Source organism: Streptomyces sp. NPDC004134, assembly GCF_042874195.1.
Taxonomy (GTDB): Bacteria; Actinomycetota; Actinomycetes; order Streptomycetales; family Streptomycetaceae; genus Streptomyces.
This window is the reverse complement of the sequence record NZ_JBIAMS010000030.1, coordinates 22295-41176: the sequence shown is the minus strand read 5'-3', so window position 1 is coordinate 41176 and position 18882 is coordinate 22295. Positions and strand designations below refer to the sequence as shown.

At 72.7% G+C, this 18882-nt stretch carries 21 protein-coding genes and 1 pseudogene; 8 read left to right on the top strand and 14 right to left on the bottom strand.

Features of this window, described 5'->3' with window-relative positions; translation table 11 throughout:
* Window positions 1-28: 28 nt before the first annotated feature.
* The 4 genes from ACFYVJ_RS29695 to ACFYVJ_RS29680 form a co-directional block, all read right to left on the bottom strand.
* Complete coding sequence (locus ACFYVJ_RS29695; RefSeq protein ID WP_388897884.1) at window positions 29-595, bottom strand: FABP family protein; 567 nt, start codon at window positions 593-595, stop codon at window positions 29-31.
* A gap of 214 nt (window positions 596-809) precedes the next feature.
* Window positions 810-1850 (bottom strand): hypothetical protein, encoded by a 1041-nt coding sequence (locus ACFYVJ_RS29690; RefSeq protein WP_388897881.1) that lies wholly within the window; start codon window positions 1848-1850, stop codon window positions 810-812.
* On the bottom strand, window positions 1847-2677 hold the full coding sequence (locus tag ACFYVJ_RS29685; protein WP_388897878.1) for a hypothetical protein: 831 nt from the start codon (window positions 2675-2677) through the stop codon (window positions 1847-1849). Before ACFYVJ_RS29685 ends, ACFYVJ_RS29690 begins: the two co-directional genes overlap by 4 nt.
* Window positions 2674-3627: a hypothetical protein gene (locus ACFYVJ_RS29680; protein WP_388897876.1), complete on the bottom strand. Its 954-nt coding sequence runs from the start codon at window positions 3625-3627 to the stop codon at window positions 2674-2676. Before ACFYVJ_RS29680 ends, ACFYVJ_RS29685 begins: the two co-directional genes overlap by 4 nt.
* A gap of 84 nt (window positions 3628-3711) precedes the next feature.
* Here ACFYVJ_RS29680 and ACFYVJ_RS29675 point away from each other — a divergent pair, with 84 nt between their 5' ends.
* Window positions 3712-4074, top strand: a complete 363-nt coding sequence (locus tag ACFYVJ_RS29675; RefSeq protein WP_047016435.1) for a DsrE family protein — start codon at window positions 3712-3714, stop codon at window positions 4072-4074.
* 69 nt (window positions 4075-4143) lie between these two features.
* On the opposite strand, the gene ACFYVJ_RS29670 is transcribed toward ACFYVJ_RS29675, so the two are convergent.
* The 7 genes from ACFYVJ_RS29670 to ACFYVJ_RS29640 all read right to left on the bottom strand — a co-directional run bounded on the left by ACFYVJ_RS29670 (window position 4144) and on the right by ACFYVJ_RS29640 (window position 9102).
* The gene (locus tag ACFYVJ_RS29670; protein ID WP_388897874.1) at window positions 4144-4395 is read right to left on the bottom strand and encodes a DUF3099 domain-containing protein; all 252 of its coding nucleotides are present in this window, start codon (window positions 4393-4395) and stop codon (window positions 4144-4146) included.
* 54 nt (window positions 4396-4449) lie between these two features.
* Window positions 4450-4737 carry a DUF1416 domain-containing protein gene (locus ACFYVJ_RS29665; RefSeq protein ID WP_101423859.1) on the bottom strand — a complete coding sequence of 96 codons (288 nt, stop codon included), beginning with the start codon at window positions 4735-4737 and terminating at the stop codon, window positions 4450-4452.
* Window positions 4738-4781: 44 nt separating this feature from the next.
* Entirely contained in the window at window positions 4782-5624 is an 843-nt protein-coding gene (locus tag ACFYVJ_RS29660; RefSeq protein ID WP_388897871.1) for a sulfurtransferase, read from the bottom strand.
* A 165-nt stretch (window positions 5625-5789) separates the two neighbouring features.
* Complete coding sequence (locus ACFYVJ_RS29655; RefSeq protein ID WP_367648459.1) at window positions 5790-5888, bottom strand: putative leader peptide; 99 nt, start codon at window positions 5886-5888, stop codon at window positions 5790-5792.
* A gap of 260 nt (window positions 5889-6148) precedes the next feature.
* Window positions 6149-6877 carry a DUF2993 domain-containing protein gene (locus ACFYVJ_RS29650; protein ID WP_388897868.1) on the bottom strand — a complete coding sequence of 243 codons (729 nt, stop codon included), beginning with the start codon at window positions 6875-6877 and terminating at the stop codon, window positions 6149-6151.
* A gap of 97 nt (window positions 6878-6974) precedes the next feature.
* A complete protein-coding gene (locus ACFYVJ_RS29645; RefSeq protein WP_388897866.1) occupies window positions 6975-8837 on the bottom strand; it encodes a hypothetical protein in 1863 nt (620 codons plus the stop codon).
* Between the two features lie 7 nt (window positions 8838-8844).
* Window positions 8845-9102 carry a MoaD/ThiS family protein gene (locus ACFYVJ_RS29640; protein ID WP_388898077.1) on the bottom strand — a complete coding sequence of 86 codons (258 nt, stop codon included), beginning with the start codon at window positions 9100-9102 and terminating at the stop codon, window positions 8845-8847.
* A gap of 98 nt (window positions 9103-9200) precedes the next feature.
* Here ACFYVJ_RS29640 and ACFYVJ_RS29635 point away from each other — a divergent pair, with 98 nt between their 5' ends.
* From ACFYVJ_RS29635 to ACFYVJ_RS29625, 3 genes are all read left to right on the top strand, one after another.
* Complete coding sequence (locus ACFYVJ_RS29635; protein WP_388897863.1) at window positions 9201-10946, top strand: ABC transporter ATP-binding protein; 1746 nt, start codon at window positions 9201-9203, stop codon at window positions 10944-10946.
* 133 nt (window positions 10947-11079) lie between these two features.
* Window positions 11080-12918: an ABC transporter ATP-binding protein gene (locus tag ACFYVJ_RS29630; RefSeq protein WP_388898074.1), complete on the top strand. Its 1839-nt coding sequence runs from the start codon at window positions 11080-11082 to the stop codon at window positions 12916-12918.
* Between the two features lie 89 nt (window positions 12919-13007).
* Window positions 13008-13607: a Uma2 family endonuclease gene (locus ACFYVJ_RS29625; protein ID WP_388897861.1), complete on the top strand. Its 600-nt coding sequence runs from the start codon at window positions 13008-13010 to the stop codon at window positions 13605-13607.
* Here ACFYVJ_RS29625 and ACFYVJ_RS29620 read toward each other — a convergent pair.
* On the bottom strand, window positions 13588-14526 hold the full coding sequence (locus ACFYVJ_RS29620; protein WP_388897858.1) for an alpha/beta hydrolase family protein: 939 nt from the start codon (window positions 14524-14526) through the stop codon (window positions 13588-13590). The two genes, ACFYVJ_RS29625 and ACFYVJ_RS29620, sit on opposite strands and share 20 nt — an antisense overlap.
* A 160-nt stretch (window positions 14527-14686) precedes the next feature.
* Here ACFYVJ_RS29620 and ACFYVJ_RS29615 point away from each other — a divergent pair, with 160 nt between their 5' ends.
* On the top strand, window positions 14687-15424 hold the full coding sequence (locus ACFYVJ_RS29615) for a response regulator transcription factor (protein WP_388897855.1): 738 nt from the start codon (window positions 14687-14689) through the stop codon (window positions 15422-15424).
* Window positions 15425-15499: 75 nt separating this feature from the next.
* Window positions 15500-16516, top strand: coding sequence for a LacI family DNA-binding transcriptional regulator (locus ACFYVJ_RS29610; RefSeq protein WP_388897852.1), 1017 nt, complete (start codon window positions 15500-15502; stop codon window positions 16514-16516).
* 149 nt (window positions 16517-16665) lie between these two features.
* Here ACFYVJ_RS29610 and ACFYVJ_RS29605 read toward each other — a convergent pair.
* Window positions 16666-16980, bottom strand: a pseudogene (locus tag ACFYVJ_RS29605) (ATP-binding protein); the annotation flags it as partial.
* A 196-nt stretch (window positions 16981-17176) separates the two neighbouring features.
* On the opposite strand from ACFYVJ_RS29605, the gene ACFYVJ_RS29600 reads away from it, so the two are divergent.
* Together ACFYVJ_RS29600 and ACFYVJ_RS29595 are read left to right on the top strand one after the other, a co-directional pair.
* Window positions 17177-18049, top strand: coding sequence for a helix-turn-helix domain-containing protein (locus ACFYVJ_RS29600; protein ID WP_388897849.1), 873 nt, complete (start codon window positions 17177-17179; stop codon window positions 18047-18049).
* A gap of 10 nt (window positions 18050-18059) precedes the next feature.
* Window positions 18060-18254: a DUF397 domain-containing protein gene (locus tag ACFYVJ_RS29595; protein WP_388897846.1), complete on the top strand. Its 195-nt coding sequence runs from the start codon at window positions 18060-18062 to the stop codon at window positions 18252-18254.
* On the opposite strand, the gene ACFYVJ_RS29590 is transcribed toward ACFYVJ_RS29595, so the two are convergent.
* Window positions 18226-18879, bottom strand: a complete 654-nt coding sequence (locus ACFYVJ_RS29590; protein WP_388897843.1) for a hypothetical protein — start codon at window positions 18877-18879, stop codon at window positions 18226-18228. The genes ACFYVJ_RS29595 and ACFYVJ_RS29590 overlap by 29 nt on opposite strands.
* Window positions 18880-18882 lie beyond the last annotated feature (3 nt).

The window sequence follows — 18882 nt, the reverse complement described above, 5'->3', positions numbered from 1 at the left end:
CCGGGCCGGGGGCGCGCAGGGCCGGGCGTCAGCGGAAGAAGGCGATCCCGTCGTCCGGGAGGTCCTTGAGGTCCTTCGCCCACTCCCGCGGGTTGACGACCTTCTTGAGCTGGGCCGACATGTACGGGCGCAGCTCCACCTCCGGGGTGGCCTTCTCGCCGACCCACATCAGATCGCCGTTCACGTACCCGTACAGCCGCTTGCCGCCCACGTAGGGCGGGGAGGCCGCGCTGCGCGCGACCGCGTCCGTGGCCAGGTCGAGCTGGGGCTTGCCCTCGGCCAGCTCGCCGTACCAGACCTCGGCGACGCCCTGGTCGCGGACCATGACGACGTCGAGCTGCCGGCCGGGCCGGATCCGCCAGTAGCCGGACTCGCTCTCCAGCGGGCGCACCTTCTCGCCGTCCTCGTCGAGCACCCAGGTGTACGACGTGTACGCGAGGAAGTCCCGGCCGTCGTGGCCGAAGCGCACCTCCTGGCCGAAGTTGCACTTCTCGCTGCCGGGGAAGTCGAAGACGCCCGCACCCTGCCAGTCGCCCAGCAGGAACGCCAGCGGGACCAGGTCCTTGTGCAGGTCGGAGGGGATTTCGATCGGCATCGTCAGCGCTGGCCCTGGTACAGCTTCTTCACGACCAGGCCGGCGAAGGCGAGTGTGCCCACGCAGACCAGCGCGAGCAGGATGTCGAAGGTGACGACAAGCACGAGGGCGCTCCGTAACGATGAGGGACGTACCGCCAGCGAGTCTAACCGCCGGGCCCGGCACCGGCCCGGCGGGCGCCGGACGGGGGTGCCGGGCGGGTGCCGGAGGGGCGTCAGCCCAGGAGCTGGTGCTGGAGGACGAGGGTCTGCTGGAACGGGACCAGCTCCGCCTCCCCGGGCGCCTCGACGGTGACGAGGCCCACCGTGTCGCCGGCCACGACGTACGCCTGCCGGAGGTGCTCCTTGCCGCGCGGCTTCGCCTCGTCGTACACGTACAGCTCCATCTCCGGCAACTGGTCCTTGTCCGACCAGCGCTCGTCGACCGCCACCTCGGGGGCGCCGGTCAGGTCGCGTGCGGTGGAGATGCCGCCGGCCAACTGCTCGTCGTAGAAGTGCGCGGCGAGGGCGCCGGTGTTGAACTGCAGCAGGTAGACCCGGGCGCGGGTGCCGTCGGGCATGGTCCAGCCGGTGGCGGCGATGTGCCGCACGGCGTCGTCGGTGAGCGCCTGCCGCAGCTCCTTGCGCTCCTCCTTGACGTAGATGGAGGCGAAGTCGGCGGGTGCCAGCCAGCCGTCCTCGGTCTTCAGCTCGTCGTCGTCCTCGGCGCCCGCGGGGGCGGGCAGCAGCAGGTCACGCAGGTCGGCGTGGTGGATCTCACCGGCGTTGGCGGGCGCGAACGGCGGCGGCTCGCCCTCGGGCAGGGCGGGCAGCTCCAGTTCGGGGTAGTCCCAGCGGCCGTCGCTCTCGGTGGCCAGACCCGGCAGGTCGCCGCGCTCGGCGCCGGTGACGGCGTACGCGGAGCCGAGCGCGGCGCCGGCCAGCAGCACGACGGCGGCGCCCCAGCGCAGGGCGGGGCGCAGCCACCGGCGGGGCGGCCTGGGCGGGGCGGGCGGCTGGAGGTGCGGCTGGCCCTGGACCTGGCCTTGGACCTGGCCCTGGTACGGGGGCGGGGGCTGCTGGGCGTACGCGGGGGCGGGCGCGGCCGGTTCGGGCGCGGGCTGCGCGTACTGCGGCTGCTGGTACTGCGGTTGCCCGTACTGCGGCTGGGCCGGCTGGGGCTGCTGGGGCTGGGGCTGCGGCTGCTCCGGCGGGGCGGCGTGGGACGGCAGGGGGGTGGGGTCCGGGTGCCGGGGGGCCGGGTCGTATCCGCTCATATGGACTTCCCCGGGGCGTCGATGTGGTCGAGCTGCTCCTCCAGGAGCCGTACCGCCCGCTTGCCGTGGCCCGCGGGCCCGTACGCGGTGACCGTGACCAGCATCTCGCCCTTGGCGGCCGAGCAGGTCATCATCTTCACCGCGTCGCCCTCCGGGCTGAGGGCGGTCTCGGGCACCAGGAAGCACGCGGCGCTCTTGTGCCCGTCGACCTCCGGCCCCTCCTCGAAGAGGTCCATCGTGCGCGTCAGCTCCTCCTGTACGGCCGCGAGCCCCGCCGCCTTGCCCTCGCCCGAGAGCTCGGCGAGCTGCACCTCGACGACGAGGTCGGACTCGTCGGCCGCGTAGGACCGCATGGCCATCCCCTTCAGCTTCAGGTCGTCCAGCGCGTCGAGCTGCAACCGCCGCTGGTCGGGCGGCAGTCCGCGCGCGCTCTGCTCGTAGACGGCCTCCGCCTGCTTGGCGGTCAGGACGGTGTCGTTGCCGAACTCGTCGATGTCCGGCCCCGGGTGGTAGCCCGTCGGCATCGGCAGCAGCGCGTCGCCGATCGGGCCGCCGGGGGGCGCGGCGACGCCCGGGTCCTTGGCCGCGTCGCCTTCGAGGCCGCGCTCCTCGGGCTTCTGCCACACGTCGGTGCTGCCGCCGCCGCGGTCGGCGTCCCGCACCTTCAGCGCGGTGGCGACGATCCCGGTGGCCGCCGCCCCGGCGACGAGCACCGCGGCCAGCACGACGGGCACGAGCCGCCGCCGACCGGACCGCGGTGCGGCCGGGGGCGGCGGGGCGGGCGCGGCGGCCGGCGGCGGAACGGGTGCGGGGTAGTGGCCGGTCACAGGCGCTCCAACTGGCGTTCGGCGAGCTTCGTCAGGTCCTTCTGCTCCAGCGGGGAACTCTCGATCAGGTAGATCTCCATCACGATGTCGCCGCGGCGCGCGATGGCCATGCCCTGGTAGAGCGGCGGCACCCCGGCCTCCTGGTACGGCTCCTCCGGGAAGTACGCCTTGCCGTCCGCGGAGCCCTCCAGCGACACGGCAGGCACCCGGCCGCCGGGAGTGAGGGAGGAGTACAACTGCTGGTTCTCCAGGTAGTCCACGGAGCCCGCGGTGGCGTCGTTGCGGAACTGGTAGAGGCTGACCATGGCGATGGACTCGGTGTCCCCCTCGTTGCGCCACGCGGTGAACGCGGTCCGCCGCAGCCCGTTCTCCAGCATGAACGTGAGCACCTCATCGGGCGCACCCGTGTCGGCGGCCACCTCGTACGGCGCGAGCCAGCCCTCGCCCTCGCCGCCGATGTCGATCTCGGCGTCGACCGTCCCGTCCGGCCGGGAGACGAGCAGCTCACGCAGGTCGCCGTCCGTCCTGACCCGGCGGTCCTGTGCGGCGGACAGCGGCTCCGCCTCGTCGGCGGGCAGCGGCTTCTCGGGGTGGGCGAGGCCGGGCTGGTTGAGCGGGGGGAGCGGGGTCGGGGGGTTGCCGGCCTGCTCGAAGTAGCCGTAGGTGACGCCGCCGAGGGCGCCCGCGAGCACGGCGGCGGCCAGCAGCAGCGCGGTGCGCTTCCCGCGGCGGCGCTGCCCGCCGCCCGTCTCCGCCGGGGCCGGTCCCGCTTCGGCGGCCGTCCCGTACGCCCCCTGTGCCGTGCTCCCGTACGCTCCCGGCGCCGCGCTCCCGAACGTCCCGTACGACGAGGTCCCCGGGGGCCGGGTGTCGGGTCTGATCGGCGTGAGCCGGGTCGTCGGCGGGTCGTCGGCCGCCTGCGGGCCGCTCGTTCCGTCGGGAAAGGTCACAAGCGCCCCCTGCTCCGGTCCATACCTGTACAGCGCGCGGTGCCGCCAGAATGTCACCCTCGCGGTACTACCTACAGTTGGCCCATGGCCAAGAAGCTTGTGATCAAGGTGACCGCGGGTACGGATGCGCCGGAGCGCTGCTCCCAGGCGTTCACGGTGGCGGCCGTCGCCGCCGCCAGCGGGGTGGAGGTGTCGCTCTGGCTGACCGGCGAGTCCGCGTGGTTCGCGCTGCCCGGGCGGGCCGCGGAGTTCGAGCTGCCGCACGCCGCGCCGCTGCCGGAGCTGATCGACGGGGTGCTGGCGAGCGGGCGGATCACGCTGTGCACGCAGTGCGCCGCGCGCCGCGGGATCGAGGAGAAGGACGTGCTGGAGGGCGTACGGATCGCCGGGGCGCAGGTGTTCGTCAGCGAGGCGATGGCGGACGGCAGCCAGGCCCTCGTCTACTGAGCCCGTCCGCCGCCCCCTTCCCACCGGCGTGCGTCCTCTTTTGCCGCACCGCACCTCTCATGCGGGGCGTCACTTCTCGTCCCACCATGTGTCGCCCTCCTCCCGCCGGTTGCCGATGATCACCGCCACCGGCACGAGGGCCGCCGCGGCCACGCACATGGCGATCGCGGCGGGCGCGGAGAAGGGGGCGACGACGGCGCCGGCGAGGACGAACAGCAGCACGGCGGTGCCCATGAGCAGGAAGTACCGCCTCCGGCGCCGCGGCTGACTCCGCGGTGCGCGGGGGTCCGTCTGGATGCCGGAACGGCGAAAGCCCCGCATACCTCCACGGTACGCCGGGGAGGCGGTGCGGGGCTTCGCGCGGACGGCGCGGTCTCAGACCGCGATCGCGACCTCCGAGAGACCGCCCTGCTGGGCGACCACGGTGCGGTCGGCGGTGGCGCCGGGCACCAGGGCCCGTACGGTCCAGGTGCCCTCCGCGGCGTAGAACCGGAACTGGCCGGTCGCCGAGGTGGGCACCTCGGCGGTGAACTCGCCGGAGGCGTCCAGCAGCCGCACGTAACCGGTGACGGGCTCGCCGTCGCGGGTCACGGAGCCCTGGATGGTGGTCTCGCCGGCCTTGACGCTGGCGGCGTCGGGGCCGCCTGCCTTGGCTCCGCACATGAAGGGTGGTGTCCTTTCTCGGGGTGTGACCGGGCGGTCGGCGGTCAGTCGCCGGCGCCCAGCTCGATCGGCACGCCGACGAGCGAGCCGTACTCGGTCCAGGAGCCGTCGTAGTTCTTGACGTTCTCCTGGCCCAGCAGCTCGTGCAGCACGAACCAGGTGTGCGCCGAGCGCTCGCCGATGCGGCAGTAGGCGATGGTGTCCTTGGACAGGTCCACGCCCTGGCCCTCGTAGAGCTCCTTCAGCTCCTCGTCGGACCTGAAGGTGCCGTCGTCGTTGGCCGACTTCGACCACGGGATGTTCCGCGCGGAGGGCACGTGGCCGGGCCGCTGCGACTGCTCCTGCGGCAGGTGCGCCGGGGCCAGCAGCTTGCCTGAGAACTCGTCGGGGGAGCGGACGTCGACGAGGTTCAGGGTGCCGATCGCGGCCACGACGTCGTCGCGGAAGGCGCGGATGGCGGTGTCCTGCGGCTTGGCCTCGTACGCGGTCGCCGCGCGCTGCGGCACCTCGGCGACCAGGTCGCGGGAGTCCAGCTCCCACTTCTTGCGGCCGCCGTCGAGGAGCTTGACGTCGCCGTGGCCGTAGAGCTTGAAGTACCAGTAGGCGTACGCGGCGAACCAGTTGTTGTTGCCGCCGTAGAGGACGACCGTGTCGTCGTTGGCGATGCCGCGCTCGGACAGCAGCTTCTCGAAGCCGGCCTGGTCGACGAAGTCGCGGCGTACCGGGTCCTGGAGGTCGGTCTTCCAGTCGATGCGGACGGCGTTCTTGATGTGGTTCTTGTCGTACGCGGCCGTGTCCTCGTCGACCTCGACGAGGACGACCTTCGGGTTGTCGAGGTTGGCCTCGACCCAGTCGGCGTCCACCAGGACGTCACTGCGGCGACTCATCTGCTTCTCTCCTCCGGAGCGCTGGGACAGGGGTTCGGGCGGGTGCCGCCGGCGCGCGCAGCAGGCAGGGCGGAGCGCCGGGGGCGGAGTGTGCGGACAGCCGGGCGGACGGTGCGGCGAGGCACGGACCCGGCTGGGGGCGGGAGCTGCGGACCCGGACCCCGGTCAGGCGGTGCGACAGAGCATGGCGGCGACGCGGCACAGGTCGACGGCGCGCCGCTGGGTCAGGTGATCTGCCTGTCCCCTGGGGCGGGGACCGCTCATCGAGCACAGCATGCGGTCGATCGTACGGAGGGACGTGCGCATGTGTCACCGTTGTGTCGGATTATGAGACGGCTTCGTCCGGAATATGGGACGAGAGGCGGGGTGGCGGGGTCGCGCGGCCGGGTGGACGGGGGGTGGCCGAGGCCGGGTTTCTGCGGTATGGACGCGGCGGTCTCAGCTTACGGACGGGGGCGGGTCTCCGCGGCGTACGGCGGCCGTGTCGATGCCGTATCCCGTCGGGTGGGGGGCGGGGCGCCCGGTCACTTCCCGGCCGAGCGCTCGTCGCCCAGTTCCACGTCCGTGCCGCTGCCCGTGACGACGATGCCGTCCTCCGTCACCTCGACGTCCGTCAGGCGTATCCCGGGCGGCAGGTCGTTGATCGTCCAGTTGTAGTCCATGTGGTCGCGTACGAAGTCCTCCAGGCCGGGCACGCCCTTGAGGTTGTCCACCCCGGTCGCGCGCAGCCGGATCGTGTTGCCGTCGACCACGCTGACCTTGCCCAGCAGCGACTCCTCCAGCCGCTGCCCGAGGAAGGACGTGCCGACCGTCGCCTTCACCTTGTTCTCGCCGGCCGCGCCCTTCCCGCCGTACGAGACGTCCACCACCGGCAGCGCCGCGGAGATGTCCTCGTACGTGATGTTCACCTTGCCGTCGGCCTTGTCCGCCGTCGCCCGGTTCCAGTCGTCGCCCGAGATCCGCACCCCCGCCAGCTCGCCGCGCACGCCGTCCAGGCGCAGTGTGCGGCCGCCGCTGCCGACGGCGTCGATGCCGTCGATCCGTACGTCCACGGACTCGAACTCGCGCGACATCACCTGGGTGAGGAAGGGGAACCCCTTGATGTCGATCTCGGGCCGCTGCGAGAACCCGTACTCCTTCTCGATGCGCTCGGCCGCGTCCGACTCGGCCATCCTCAGCGCGATGCGGTCGGCGGCGAGCGTGAGCAGGCCGAGCACGACCAGCACCACCGCTGTGATCTTCAACGCGCGCATCGGTTCTCCGCCCCCCGGTCGGTCGTGCCTGAGAGCTTAGACATATGTACGGCTCCGTACCCGCAGGTTGGCGGGAGCGGCGGCCTGCGGCCGGGGGTCAGAGCAGGGCCAGCCCGAGCAGGTGGACCGCGGGCACCGAGAGCGTGAGCGGCAGGGAGACCCCGGCCGTCATGTGCACGAACCGCGACGGGTAGTCGTAGCTGGCCACCCGGACCGCGACGAGCACGCACACCCCGGCCGCAAGACCCAGCAGCCCGCCGTCCGCGCCCATGTCGGTGCCGAGCCCCGCCGCGAGCCCGCCGGCCCCGGCTGCGGCGACCGCGGCGACGGGCGAGGCGTTCGGCGGCAGCGGCACCGCGCGGCCCAGCGTCCCGGCGGCCACCGCGACGGCACCGACGACGACGGCGTGCCGCTCGGCGGCGAGGTAGCCGGCGGCGAGGACGGCGAGGGTGGCGGCGGCGAGGGCGACGTTGAGCGCGGTGAGGCGCTCCTTGGGCGCGGTGGTGTGGCGCAGTTGGACGAGGCAGATGAGGAGGAACCAGCCGCCGAGGGAGCCGAGCGCGGCGATCGTGGCGTCGTCCTCGTCGACGGCGAGGACGGCGCCGGTCGCGGTGAGCCCGGCGGCCGCGGCCAGCGCGATGCCCTCGCGGGCGGGCCACATGCCGTTCAGCCGGAACCAGCCGGCGGCGGTGACGCCCTGGAGCAGCGCCACGGCAGCGGCGAGCCCGGGCCGCACGTCGAGCGCGGCGGTGACGGCGAGGAGCCCGGCGAGCACGGCGGTGAGCGCGGCGGGCTGCGGCCCGGGCGCTATGAGGACGGAGGTGCCCTCCTCGCGGAGCACCTCGGCGGGGGGCTTGGGGCGGCGCGGGGTGGGGGCGCCGTAGAGGGTGCCGGTCTCGGGGCCGCCGGGGCCGGGGAAGCCGGCGCCCGGGGTCCCGGGGTGGCCGTGGCCGCCTGCGGCGGGGACGTCGGGGTGGACGTCGGCGGGGTGTCCGGCGCCGGGATGTCCGGCCGCGGGGCCGTGGGCCCCGGCCGCGGTCCCGGGGTGCCCGGCTGCGGTGCCCGGGTGGGCTGGGGCGCCGCCGTGGCCCACCCGGCCCGTACCGGCGGCGCCGGTGCCGCCGCGGTCCCAGCCGTCGGGCCACTGGGCGCCACCCCCGCCCGGAGGCTCGTGCCCGGTGACCGGCGGCAGGTAGGCGGTCTGCTCGGCGGGCGCCCCGGCGCCGGTCCCGCCGTACCCGGCGGGTCCGGCGTCCGTCACCGGCGGCATGTAGGCCGTCTCCTCGACCGCCCCCGGCCCGTACGGTGCTGCCGCGCCGCGGCCGTCGCTCCCGGCCGGTGCCGGGTACGCCGTGCCCGGGGCGTCGCTTCCGGCGGCGTACGCCTGCGGGGGCCCGCCCGGGCCCGTACCGCCGCCGGGTGAGCCGCTGCCGTAGGACCCTCCCGGCCCGCCGGGCTGCTGCCGGCCGTGACCGCCGTAGGGCGCCGCGTGCCTGCCGGCCCGGCCCGCATCCGCGGAGCCCTGGCCGCGGCCGGGCCCCGGCTGCTGCCCCCCGGCCGGGGAGACCTGCCCGCCGCCGTACGAGCCTTCGCCGTACCCCGCGCCGATCCCGCCGGGCTGTCCCGCGCCCGCGGGATCCTGGCCGCCGCCGTACGGCGCCCCGGGCCCGCCCGCGCCCGCCGACCCGCCGTAGCCGCCCCCGTACGGGCCCGCGTCCGTCACCGGAGGCAGGTACGACGTCTGCTGGGCCGCCGCCGACTCCTCGTGCAGGGCCATCCCCAACTGGGTCTCCGGGCCCGCGTACCCGTCGTCGCCCTGGCCCGCCGCCGGCGGGAACTGCGTGTGCCCGCTCGGGGTGCCTGCCTCGGCGCCCTCGCGCGGTTCCTCGTACGGGGCCCAGCCCGCGGGCGCCGGCGGGGCCGCCGACCACGGCGTGGGGTCGTGTCTCTGGTCGCTCATCGTGCGCCTAGCCTCCCGCGAACGGGGGCAGGACCTCAACCGTCCCCCCGTCCGCCAGCGCCACCCCCGCGTGGTCGCGCCCGCCGACGGCCCGTCCGTCCACCAGGAACGAGCAGCGCGCCAGCACCCGTACGAGCCCCTCCCCGTGCCGCGCACCGGCCGCGGCCAGCGCCTCGGCCAGCGTATCCGCCGCGTAGGGCTCCTCCGCGGTGCCCGCCGCGGCCTTGGCCGCCGCCCAGTACCGGATCGTGCCGTTCGCCGCCATGGCGTCCCGCCCTTCCCCGTCCGCCGACTCCCGACCCCCCATGATGCCCCTGGCGAAATTCTCGTCGCCCCGGGCAACCTTCGACGTACGCTGCGGACGTGCTCGTCCGAATCCTCCGCGCTCACCTGCGCCCGTACCGCCGGGACCTCGGCTGGATCGTGGCGCTGCAGCTCGTCGCGACCGTGACGACCCTCTATCTCCCCACGCTCAACGCCGACATCATCGACCACGGCGTCATCCCCGGCGACAACGGCTACATCCTGCGCACCGGCGGCTGGATGATCGTCTTCAGCCTCGTGCAGTTCTGCGCGGCCGGCTGCGCGGTGTTCCTCGGCGCCCGTACGGCCACCGCGCTCGGCCGCGACATGCGCGCCTCGGTCTTCGACCGGGTGCAGTCGTTCTCCGCCCGTGAGATGGCCCACTTCGGCGCCCCGTCGCTCATCACGCGCACCACGAACGACGTGCAGCAGATCCAGATGCTCGCCCTGATGACGTTCACGATGATGGTCGCGGCGCCGATCATGTGCGTCGGCGGCATCGTCATGGCGCTCAACCAGGACGTGCCGCTGACGTCCCTGCTGCTCGTCGTCGTGCCCGCGGTGGGCGTCGTCGTGACGCTGATCGTGCGCCGCATGCGCCCGCTGTTCCGCAGCATGCAGAAGCGCATCGACGAGGTGAACCGGATCATGCGCGAGCAGATCACCGGCATCCGCGTCATCCGCGCCTTCGTCCGCGACGGCCACGAGCAGCGCCGCTTCGGCAAGGCGAACGCCGACCTGATGGACGTGGGCGTACGGGCCGGGCGGCTGCTGGCGCTGCTCTTCCCCACCCCGATGCTCGCGGTGAACCTGTCGAGCGTCGCCGTCGTCTGGTTCGCGGCCGGGCGGATCGACAGCGGTGCCATGGACGTCGGTGCGCTCACGGCGTTCCTGTCCTACCTCATGTACATCCTCATGAGCGTGATGATGGCCACGTTCATGTTCATGATGATCCCGCGCGCGGAGGTCTGCGCCGAGCGGATCCAGGAGGTGCTGGACACCGAGTCGTCGGTCGTCCCGCCCGCGGCCCCGGTGCCCGCGGCGGCCGAGCCGCGCGAGCGCGGCCGGCTCGACGTCCGCGGCGTCGAGTTCCGCTACCCGGGCGCCGAGGAGCCGGTGCTCAAGGACGTCGACCTGGAGGCCCGCCCGGGGCGTACGACGGCGGTCATCGGCAGCACCGGCAGCGGCAAGTCGACGCTGCTGGCGCTCGTGCCGCGGCTCTTCGACGCCACCGGGGGCAGCGTCGCGGTGGGCGGCGTGGACGTACGGGACCTGGATCCGGCGGCGCTGGCGCTGGCCATCGGCTACGTACCGCAGAAGCCGTACCTCTTCAGCGGCACCGTCGCCTCGAACCTCCGCTACGGCAAGCCCGACGCCACCGACGACGAGCTGTGGGACGCGCTGCGCACCGCGCAGGCGGCGGACTTCGTCCGGGAGATGGACGGCGGCCTCGACGCGGCCGTCGCGCAGGGCGGCTCGAACGTCTCCGGCGGCCAGCGGCAGCGCCTGGCGATAGCCCGCGCGCTGGTGCACCGCCCCGACATCTACCTCTTCGACGACTCCTTCTCCGCCCTCGACTACGCCACCGACGCCGCCCTGCGCGCGGCCCTCGCGGGCCGGCTCGGGGACGCGACGGTCGTGATCGTCGCCCAGCGGGTCGCGACGATCCGGGACGCGGACCGGATAGTGGTCCTGGACGGGGGCCGGGTGGCGGGCGCGGGGACGCACGCGGAGCTGATGGCGGCGAACGAGACGTACCGCGAGATCGTCCTCTCGCAGCTCACCGAGAAGGAGGCGGCCGCATGAGCGCGGGCGCCGGATCCACCGCGAGAGGCGGCCGCGTGAGTACGCCGCCGAAGGGGGCCGCGGCATGAGTGCGCCGGCGAAGGAACCCGCCAAACAGCCGGCGCCGCCCGGCCCGCGCCCCGGCGGCGGGCCCATGCGGATGTTCAGCGGCCCGCCCGTCGAGCGCTCCCTCGACTTCCGCGGCTCCGCCCTCCGCCTCCTGCGCACCCTGCGCCCCGACCGCACCCTGATCCGCGTCATCCTCGTCCTCGGCGCCGCCAGCGTCGCGCTCACCGTCGCGGGCCCGAAGCTCCTGGGCCACGCCACCGACCTCGTCGTCGCCGGCGTCTACGGCGACCGGGTCGACACCGGCTCCGCCCGCCCCGGCGACGGCATCGACTTCGACGCGGTCGGCCGGACGCTGCTGTGGGCGGCCCTGGTGTACGCCGCCGCGTGGGGCCTCGGGCTCGCGCAGGCGCGGCTCACGGCCGTGGTGGTGCAGCGGGCGGTCTTCCGGCTGCGCGAGGAGGTGGAGGCGAAGCTGTCGCGGCTGCCGCTGTCGTACTTCGACCGCCACCAGCGGGGCGAGATCCTCTCCCGTACGACCAACGACATCGACAACGTCGGGCAGTCGCTGCAGCAGACCATGAGCCAGATCGTGACGTCGCTGCTGACGATCGCCGGGGTGCTGGCGGTGATGTTCTGGATCTCGCCGCTGCTGGCGCTGGTCGCGCTGGTGACCGTGCCGCTGTCGATCACGGTGGCGACGCGGGTCGGCAAGCGGGCGCAGCCCCAGTTCGTGGCGCAGTGGGCGTCCACGGGCAAGCTGAACGCGCACATCGAGGAGATGTACACCGGGCACTCGCTGGTGCAGGTCTTCGGCCGCCGGGAGGAGGCGGCGGAGACGTTCCGCAAGGAGAACGACGAGCTGTTCCGGGCCGGCTACCGGGCGCAGTTCATCTCCGGGCTGATCCAGCCGGCGATGATGTTCATAGGCAACCTCAACTACGTGCTGGTCGCCGTCGTCGGCGGGCTGCGGGTGGCCTCGGGGGCGCTGTCGATCGGCGACGTGCAGGCGTTCGTGCAGTACTCGCGGCAGTTCAGCCAGCCGCTGGGGCAGATCGCGTCGATGGCGAACCTGGTGCAGTCGGGCGTCGCGTCGGCGGAGCGGGTCTTCGAGCTGCTGGACGCGGACGAGCAGGAGCCGGACGCCGCCGCCCCGGCCCGCCCGGCGTCGCCGGTGCGGGGGGAGGTGGCGTTCGAGGGCGTCTCGTTCTCGTACGACCCGGAGAAACCGCTGATCGAGGACCTGTCGCTGACGGTCCGCCCGGGCCAGACGGTGGCGATCGTCGGCCCGACGGGGGCGGGGAAGACGACGCTGGTGAACCTGCTGATGCGGTTCTACGAGGTGGCCGGGGGCCGGATCCTGCTCGACGGCGTGAACGTGGCGGAGATGAGCCGCGAGGAGCTGCGGGCGCAGATCGGGATGGTGCTCCAGGACACGTGGCTGTTCGGCGGCACGATCGCGGAGAACATCGCGTACGGGGCACCGGCGGGCACACCGCAGGAGAAGATCGTCGCCGCCGCGAGGGCCACCCACGTGGACCGCTTCGTCCGCACCCTCCCGGACGGCTACGACACGGTGATCGACGAGGAGGGCACGGGCGTCTCGGCGGGCGAGAAGCAGCTCGTCACCATCGCCCGCGCGTTCCTCGCGGAACCGGCGATCCTGGTCCTGGACGAGGCGACGAGCTCGGTGGACACCCGCACGGAGGTCCTGATCCAGCACGCGATGGCGGAACTCCGCACGGGCCGCACGAGCTTCGTGATCGCCCACCGCCTCTCGACGATCCGCGACGCGGACGTGATCCTGGTGATGGAGTCGGGCACGATCGTGGAACAGGGCACGCACGCGGAACTCCTGGCGGCGGAAGGCGCGTACGCGCGCCTGTACCAGGCCCAGTTCGCGGAACCGGCAGCAGAAACGATCTAGGTCACCCGTACGAGTGGAGTGCCCGCCGAACCGATGATCGTCCCGGCGCGGGCCGGAGAGGCTGGCCGCGGCCCGGAAGGGGGTGCACCATGACGGTTATGGCAGAGCGCACGGCACGCACATCGCAGATGACGGTCGAGGATTTCGAGGAGATCGCCAAGGCTGCCGAGAAGCTGAACGACGCCGTCAGGTTCGAGTTCATCGACGGGCGGATCGGAGTCAAGGGCGTGCCGGACGGCGACCACAGCGAGATCATGAGGTGGCTGGTGGAGCAGTCCATCCGGAGCGGGAGCCACCTGGGCGTGTATCCCGGCGACCTCGGTCTCAAGATCGGCGAGTACCGCAACGGCCGGGCCAAGCCCGATGTCGTCCTCGCACCGAAGGGAACGTTCGCCGGCCAGGGCGACTGGGCCGAGCCCGACCACGTCGCGATGGTGGTGGAGGTGACCTCGTACGACTCGGACACCCATCGTCGGGACCGCGTCGAGAAGCCGGTCGCCTACGCCGCCGCCGGTATCCCGGCCTACCTGCTCATCGACCGTGACGCGTGCACCCTGACCGTGTACAGCGAGCCCTCCTCGGAGGGCTACCGCGCGACGCGCACCACCAAGTTCGGCGAGAAGCTCGTTCTCCCCGAGCCGGTGGAATTCGAACTCGACACCGAGGAACTCAAGGACTACGTCCGCTGACCGCGTCCGCCGCCCACTCCGAGATCCGTTCCAGCAACTCCTCGCTCGCCGCGTTCTCCGCGTGGGCGAAGTTCTCCTCCAGCCACAGTTCCGACGTTTCCGGGTCCGCCGCCGCGGCCAGGGCGTGGGGATGGTCCACGGGGAAGTACGTGTCGCGGGTGCCGTGGACGATCAGGAGCGGGGTCGGGGCGATCAGGGGGGCCGCGGCCGTGGGGGAGAGGGGCTCCGGGTTCCAGCGGCGGTGGTGGATGCGGGTCTTCAGGGCGAGGCGGGAGACCGCCCGGCCCGTACGGCGCTCCACTATCCAGTGCAGCCGCCGCATCGGCGCCGTGCCGCGGTAGTACCAGCGGGCCGGCGAGCTGACGGACACGACGGCGTCCGCGTACGGGACCGTGCCCGGGGCGTCGCCACCGCCTCCCGCGGCAGCGTGTCCGTACGCCCCCGTGCGCCCCTCGCGCCCCCCGCGCTCCCATTCGTCGTCCCGCGCCTCCGGGCGATACAGCGCGCCGTGGCGCAGCACCACCGAGCCCCCCATCGAGAAGCCCACCGTCGCCACCCGCGCGTGCCCCAGCGACCTGGCCCACGCCACCGCCGCCGCCAGGTCCAGCACCTCCCGGTCCCCGACCGTCGACCGCCCGCCGGACCCGCCGTGGCCCCGGAACGAGAACGTCACCACCCCCGCACGCTGCGCGAACACCGCCGCCGCCCGGCGGATCGCCGGCCGCTCCAGAGCGCCCGTGAAGCCGTGCGCCACCACGATCGCCGGGGCGTCCGGGCCGGGGCCCGGGGCGTACGCCGCCTCGATCGGAACCCCGTCCGCCGCGCGCAGCAGAGCCCTGCGGGAAGCGGGCGGGACGGGTGCGGCGGGACCGGGCGCGGCGTCTCGTCGTCCGGACGAGGCCGCGGAGGTGGAGCTCATGTGGGCTATTCTGACGTGTGAAGGACCCGGGCAAGGTTGCCCCCGGGTCCTTTCGTGCTTTCATGCCACCTTCTGAGGAGGCCGACCACATGGGCAAACGCAGAGGCAGAGCCGAGACCGAGACGACAGCGACCGGCGTCCCCCTCCGGGAGGTGCGCCCGTGAGCTCTCTGCTGCTTCTGACCAACGCCCTGCAGCCCTCCGCCGAGGTGCTCCCCGCGCTCGGGCTGCTGCTCCACAACGTGCGCGTGGCGCCCGCCGAGGGGCCCGCCCTGATCGACACCCCCGGCGCCGACGTCATCCTCGTCGACGGCCGCCGCGACCTGCCGCAGGTGCGCAGCCTGTGCCAGTTGCTGCGGTCCACCGGCCCCGGCTGTCCGCTGATCCTCGTCGTGACGGAGGGCGGGCTCGCCGCCGTCACCGCCGAGTGGGGCGTGGACGACGTACTGCTGGACACCGCGGGTCCCGCCGAGGTGGAGGCGCGGCTGCGGCTCGCGCTCGGCCGGCAGCAACTGCCCGCCGACGAGAGCCCCACCGAGATCCGCAACGGCGATCTGACGGTGGACGAGGCCACGTACAGCGCGAAGCTGAAGGGGCGGGTGCTGGACCTGACCTTCAAGGAGTTCGAGCTGCTGAAGTACCTGGCGCAGCACCCGGGGCGGGTGTTCACCCGGGCCCAGTTGCTCCAGGAGGTCTGGGGCTACGACTACTTCGGCGGCACCCGCACCGTCGACGTCCACGTGCGGCGGCTGCGGGCGAAGCTGGGCCCCGAGCACGAGTCGCTGATCGGCACCGTGCGGAACGTCGGCTACCGCTTCGTCGTGCCGGAGAAGGCGGAGAAGAAGTCCGAGAAGCACGAGCAGAAGGGCGTCGCGCAGGAGGCGCGGCACCGCGCGTAGGTAAGCCCTCATGCGCTGGCCGGGGCATCACAGAGGCGGGGTAGTGCGGGGAGTCATCACGCGTAGACTTGCGCCGTGGCCAAGGTGACGCGGGACGACGTGGCACGGCTGGCGGGGACCTCGACCGCGGTCGTGAGCTACGTCATCAACAACGGACCCCGGCCGGTCGCCCCGGCCACCCGGGAGCGGGTGCTCGCGGCGATAAAGGAGTTGGGCTACCGCCCGGACCGCGTGGCGCAGGCCATGGCCTCGCGGCGTACGGACCTCATCGGCATGATCGTGCCGGACGCGCGGCAGCCGTTCTTCGGCGAGATGGCGCACGCGGTGGAGCAGGCGGCGTCCGAGCGCGGCAAGATGGTGCTCGTCGGCAACTCCGACTATCTCGACGACCGCGAGGTCCACTATCTGCGGGCGTTCCTCGGGATGCGGGTCTCCGGCCTGATCCTCGTCAGCCAGGGCCCGAGCGCGGCCGCGGCGGCGGAGATCGACGCGTGGGACGCGCGGGTGGTGCTCATGCACGAGCGCCGGGACCAGCCGGAGGACCTGGTCGTCGTCACGGACGACGTCGGCGGCGCGCGGCTGGCGACGAGCCATCTGCTGGACCACGGCCACGCGTACGTGGCCTGCCTGGGCGGCGTCGAGACGACGCCGACGACGGGCGACCCGGTCACCGACCACGTGGAGGGCTGGCGCATCGCGATGCGCGCGGCGGGCCGCCCGACGGAGGGCCGGCTCTTCCAGTCCCCGTACAACCGCTACGACTCCTACCAGGTCGGCCTGAAGCTCCTCTCCGGTCCTGACCGCCCGCCGGCCATCTTCTGCGCGACCGACGACCAGGCCATCGGCCTGCTCCGCGCGGCCCGCGAACTCCGCATCGACGTCCCGGGCGAACTCGCGGTGGCGGCCTTCGACAACGTGAAGGAGGCGGGCCTCACGGACCCGCCCCTGACGACGGTCGCCTCGGACCGCCCGGCGATGGCCCGCGCGGCGGTGGACCTGGTCCTGGACGAGACCCCCCTGGCCACGCGCCGCGAACGCCTGAAGCAGTTCCCCTCCCAGTTGGTCACCCGCCGCTCCTGCGGCTGCGCGTAGGTGGTACGGGGCGTCAGCCCTGGTCGGCCGGCAGCCGGATCTCCACCCACACGCACTTCCCGATGCCGTTGGCCCGCCGATAGGTCCCCCCACGCATCGGCCAGCGCATCAACGAGCGCCAGCCCGCGCCCGGTTTCGTCGTCCTCGCCCGCGGTGCGGGGCTCGGGCCGGTCATCGTTGGCATCGGCGACTTCGAGCCGCAGGCATCCGACCTCAAGCGTGAACCGCGTACCCACACGCCGTCCCAGCGGATCCCGTCCGTGGCACACCGCGTTGGTGACCAGTTCGGAGAGCAGCAGCACGGCCGTCTCTGCCGTCCGGCTGTCGACCTGCCAACGAGCGAGTTGGATCCGCAGCACGTCCCGCGCTCGGCCCGGACTCTTCCGGTGACGAGTGAACAGATGGGCGGCGGTGGCAAGGCGAAGGTCGTGGTCGGTGGCGTTCGGACCCAGTGGTACGGACATCGTGGCCTCCTTGCGAAGGTGCATCAAGGCTCGCCGAAGATCGAGCTTGAATACGCATCGTGTCTGGAACTCGACTCTTGGTGAGCTTCCTCGCATGCTCTCCACTTTGCAAATGGAACAGAATATTTGACTTGCAGCCCCCCTGCGGTGAGTATCGTGGCGATCACGGTGTGAACACGGGGCGAAGGGGTGGGCCATGGTTGCGGAGCAGAGACCGACCGTGCGCCGACGTGTGCTGGGCGCCAATCTGCGTCGACTGAGGGAGGGCAAGGCCCTCTTCCTTGAGGACTCGGCGGAACACCTGAGCTGCCACCCGGCGAAGGTGAGTCGCATCGAGGCCGGGCGCAGCGGTATTCGGCAGCTTGACCTTCGAGCGCTGCTCGATCTCTACGGGGTCACCGACGACGCCGAGCGGGAAGGGTGGCTGGCGCTCGCACGGGAGGGGCGGCGGCAGCGGTGGTGGCGGGTCCTTGAGGATCAACTGCCCCAGGACTTCCTTGACCTCGTCGGGCTTGAGGACGAGGTGTTCGAGTGCCGGGGCTTTCAACCGGGCATCGTCCCGGGACTGTTCCAGACCGAGAACTACGCGACCGCAGTGATCCAGGGCGGCTTGCCCGGGGTCCTGGACGCCGGCCAGCGGGCGAAGTTGCGCGTGCGGCTGGAGCGTCAGAAGGCACTGACCCGTTCGGCACCCGCGCCCCTCAGGGTGTGGATGGTGCTCGGTGAGGGCGCTCTCCGCCAGCAGGTGGGTGGACCGGGGGTGCTACGCGACCAGTTGCTTCATCTCGTGGAGATGGGACAGCTTCCGAACGTGACGTTGCAGGTACTACCCTTCACGGCGGGTGCCTACCAGGGCGGGCCATATCCGTTCCTGATCTACAGTTTTCCGCCTCCGGCAGCCCTGGAAGTAGTGCTTCTGGAGAACTTCGCGAGCCACGCCTACCTGGAGGCCAGGGAGGACACGGCCCGGCTGGGCAGCGCCTTCGACCACATCCGGGCTACGGCTCTCAGTGCGCTGGAGTCCGAGTCTTTGATCGGCAGGATTGCGAACGAACTGCCTCGTCCCTAAGGAAGAGTCCGTGTCATCTCGTTCCGAGTGGTTCAAGAGTTCCTATAGCGGCCAGAACGGTGAGTGCGTCGAGATACGTCGGGACGCCTCCGCGATCGGCGTACGAGACAGCAAGGATCCCGGGGGCGGTGTTCTCGCCGTCAGCGATGCCGCCTGGGCCGACTTCGTCGCGGCCGTCAGGCGGGGGGAGTTCCCGCAGACGTAGGTGTTCCCGGCGGTGGCCTGTACGACCTCACGGGGTCGGCCCAGCCGCCGAGGCGGCGGCTCAGGCCGAAGCGTCTGGGGAGCCACCAGCGCCTTCGTACGTGGCCGTCCGTGGCGGGCGACCATTGCGGGCCCGACAGGTCCTCCACGCCCCACCACGTCTTGACGGCCTTCCGGCCGTGGAGCTTCAGCAGCGGCCAACGCGGTATGTGGAGGCCGACGTAGACCATGTTGACGTCGTCTCCGCACTTGGTCGTGTAGAAGCACCGGTGCCCGTCCGTGTAGCTCGCCCCGAGTCCGCAGTCGAGCCCCATGGTGCCGCCGAGCCAGGTGAGGGCCAGCTTCCCGTCCGCCGGGATCGACGGTACGAGCACGGGGTTGTACCAGACCTCGCGGTTGAGGCCGCGGGTCAGGGACGTACGTGCGGTCTGGGCGACCACGACGTTGGTGGCCGGGCCCCTGCCGACGTTCATCAGCCACCACTTCGGTTCCGCGGCGTCGTTCTGCGCGCTCTCCCACATGAACTGAAGGACGGGCATCTGGGACCTGCGGTCGGACATGTAGGCGACGACGAACGAGCCGAGCGACACCAGAACGGCGAACGCGGAGATGATCAGTGCCAGCACGGC

Bases quoted from the DNA above. Each gene is read 5' to 3' on its own strand.
- ACFYVJ_RS29695 (WP_388897884.1), bottom strand. From the start codon at position 595: ATGCCGATCGAAATCCCCTCCGACCTGCACAAGGACCTGGTCCCGCTG.
- ACFYVJ_RS29690 (WP_388897881.1), bottom strand. From the start codon at position 1,850: ATGAGCGGATACGACCCGGCCCCCCGGCACCCGGACCCCACCCCCCTG.
- ACFYVJ_RS29675 (WP_047016435.1), top strand. From the start codon at position 3,712: ATGGCCAAGAAGCTTGTGATCAAGGTGACCGCGGGTACGGATGCGCCG.
- ACFYVJ_RS29670 (WP_388897874.1), bottom strand. From the start codon at position 4,395: ATGCGGGGCTTTCGCCGTTCCGGCATCCAGACGGACCCCCGCGCACCG.
- ACFYVJ_RS29665 (WP_101423859.1), bottom strand. From the start codon at position 4,737: ATGTGCGGAGCCAAGGCAGGCGGCCCCGACGCCGCCAGCGTCAAGGCC.
- ACFYVJ_RS29660 (WP_388897871.1), bottom strand. From the start codon at position 5,624: ATGAGTCGCCGCAGTGACGTCCTGGTGGACGCCGACTGGGTCGAGGCC.
- ACFYVJ_RS29655 (WP_367648459.1), bottom strand. From the start codon at position 5,888: ATGAGCGGTCCCCGCCCCAGGGGACAGGCAGATCACCTGACCCAGCGG.
- ACFYVJ_RS29650 (WP_388897868.1), bottom strand. From the start codon at position 6,877: ATGCGCGCGTTGAAGATCACAGCGGTGGTGCTGGTCGTGCTCGGCCTG.
- ACFYVJ_RS29645 (WP_388897866.1), bottom strand. From the start codon at position 8,837: ATGAGCGACCAGAGACACGACCCCACGCCGTGGTCGGCGGCCCCGCCG.
- ACFYVJ_RS29640 (WP_388898077.1), bottom strand. From the start codon at position 9,102: ATGGCGGCGAACGGCACGATCCGGTACTGGGCGGCGGCCAAGGCCGCG.
- ACFYVJ_RS29630 (WP_388898074.1), top strand. From the start codon at position 11,080: ATGCGGATGTTCAGCGGCCCGCCCGTCGAGCGCTCCCTCGACTTCCGC.
- ACFYVJ_RS29625 (WP_388897861.1), top strand. From the start codon at position 13,008: ATGACGGTTATGGCAGAGCGCACGGCACGCACATCGCAGATGACGGTC.
- ACFYVJ_RS29620 (WP_388897858.1), bottom strand. From the start codon at position 14,526: ATGAGCTCCACCTCCGCGGCCTCGTCCGGACGACGAGACGCCGCGCCC.
- ACFYVJ_RS29600 (WP_388897849.1), top strand. From the start codon at position 17,177: ATGGTTGCGGAGCAGAGACCGACCGTGCGCCGACGTGTGCTGGGCGCC.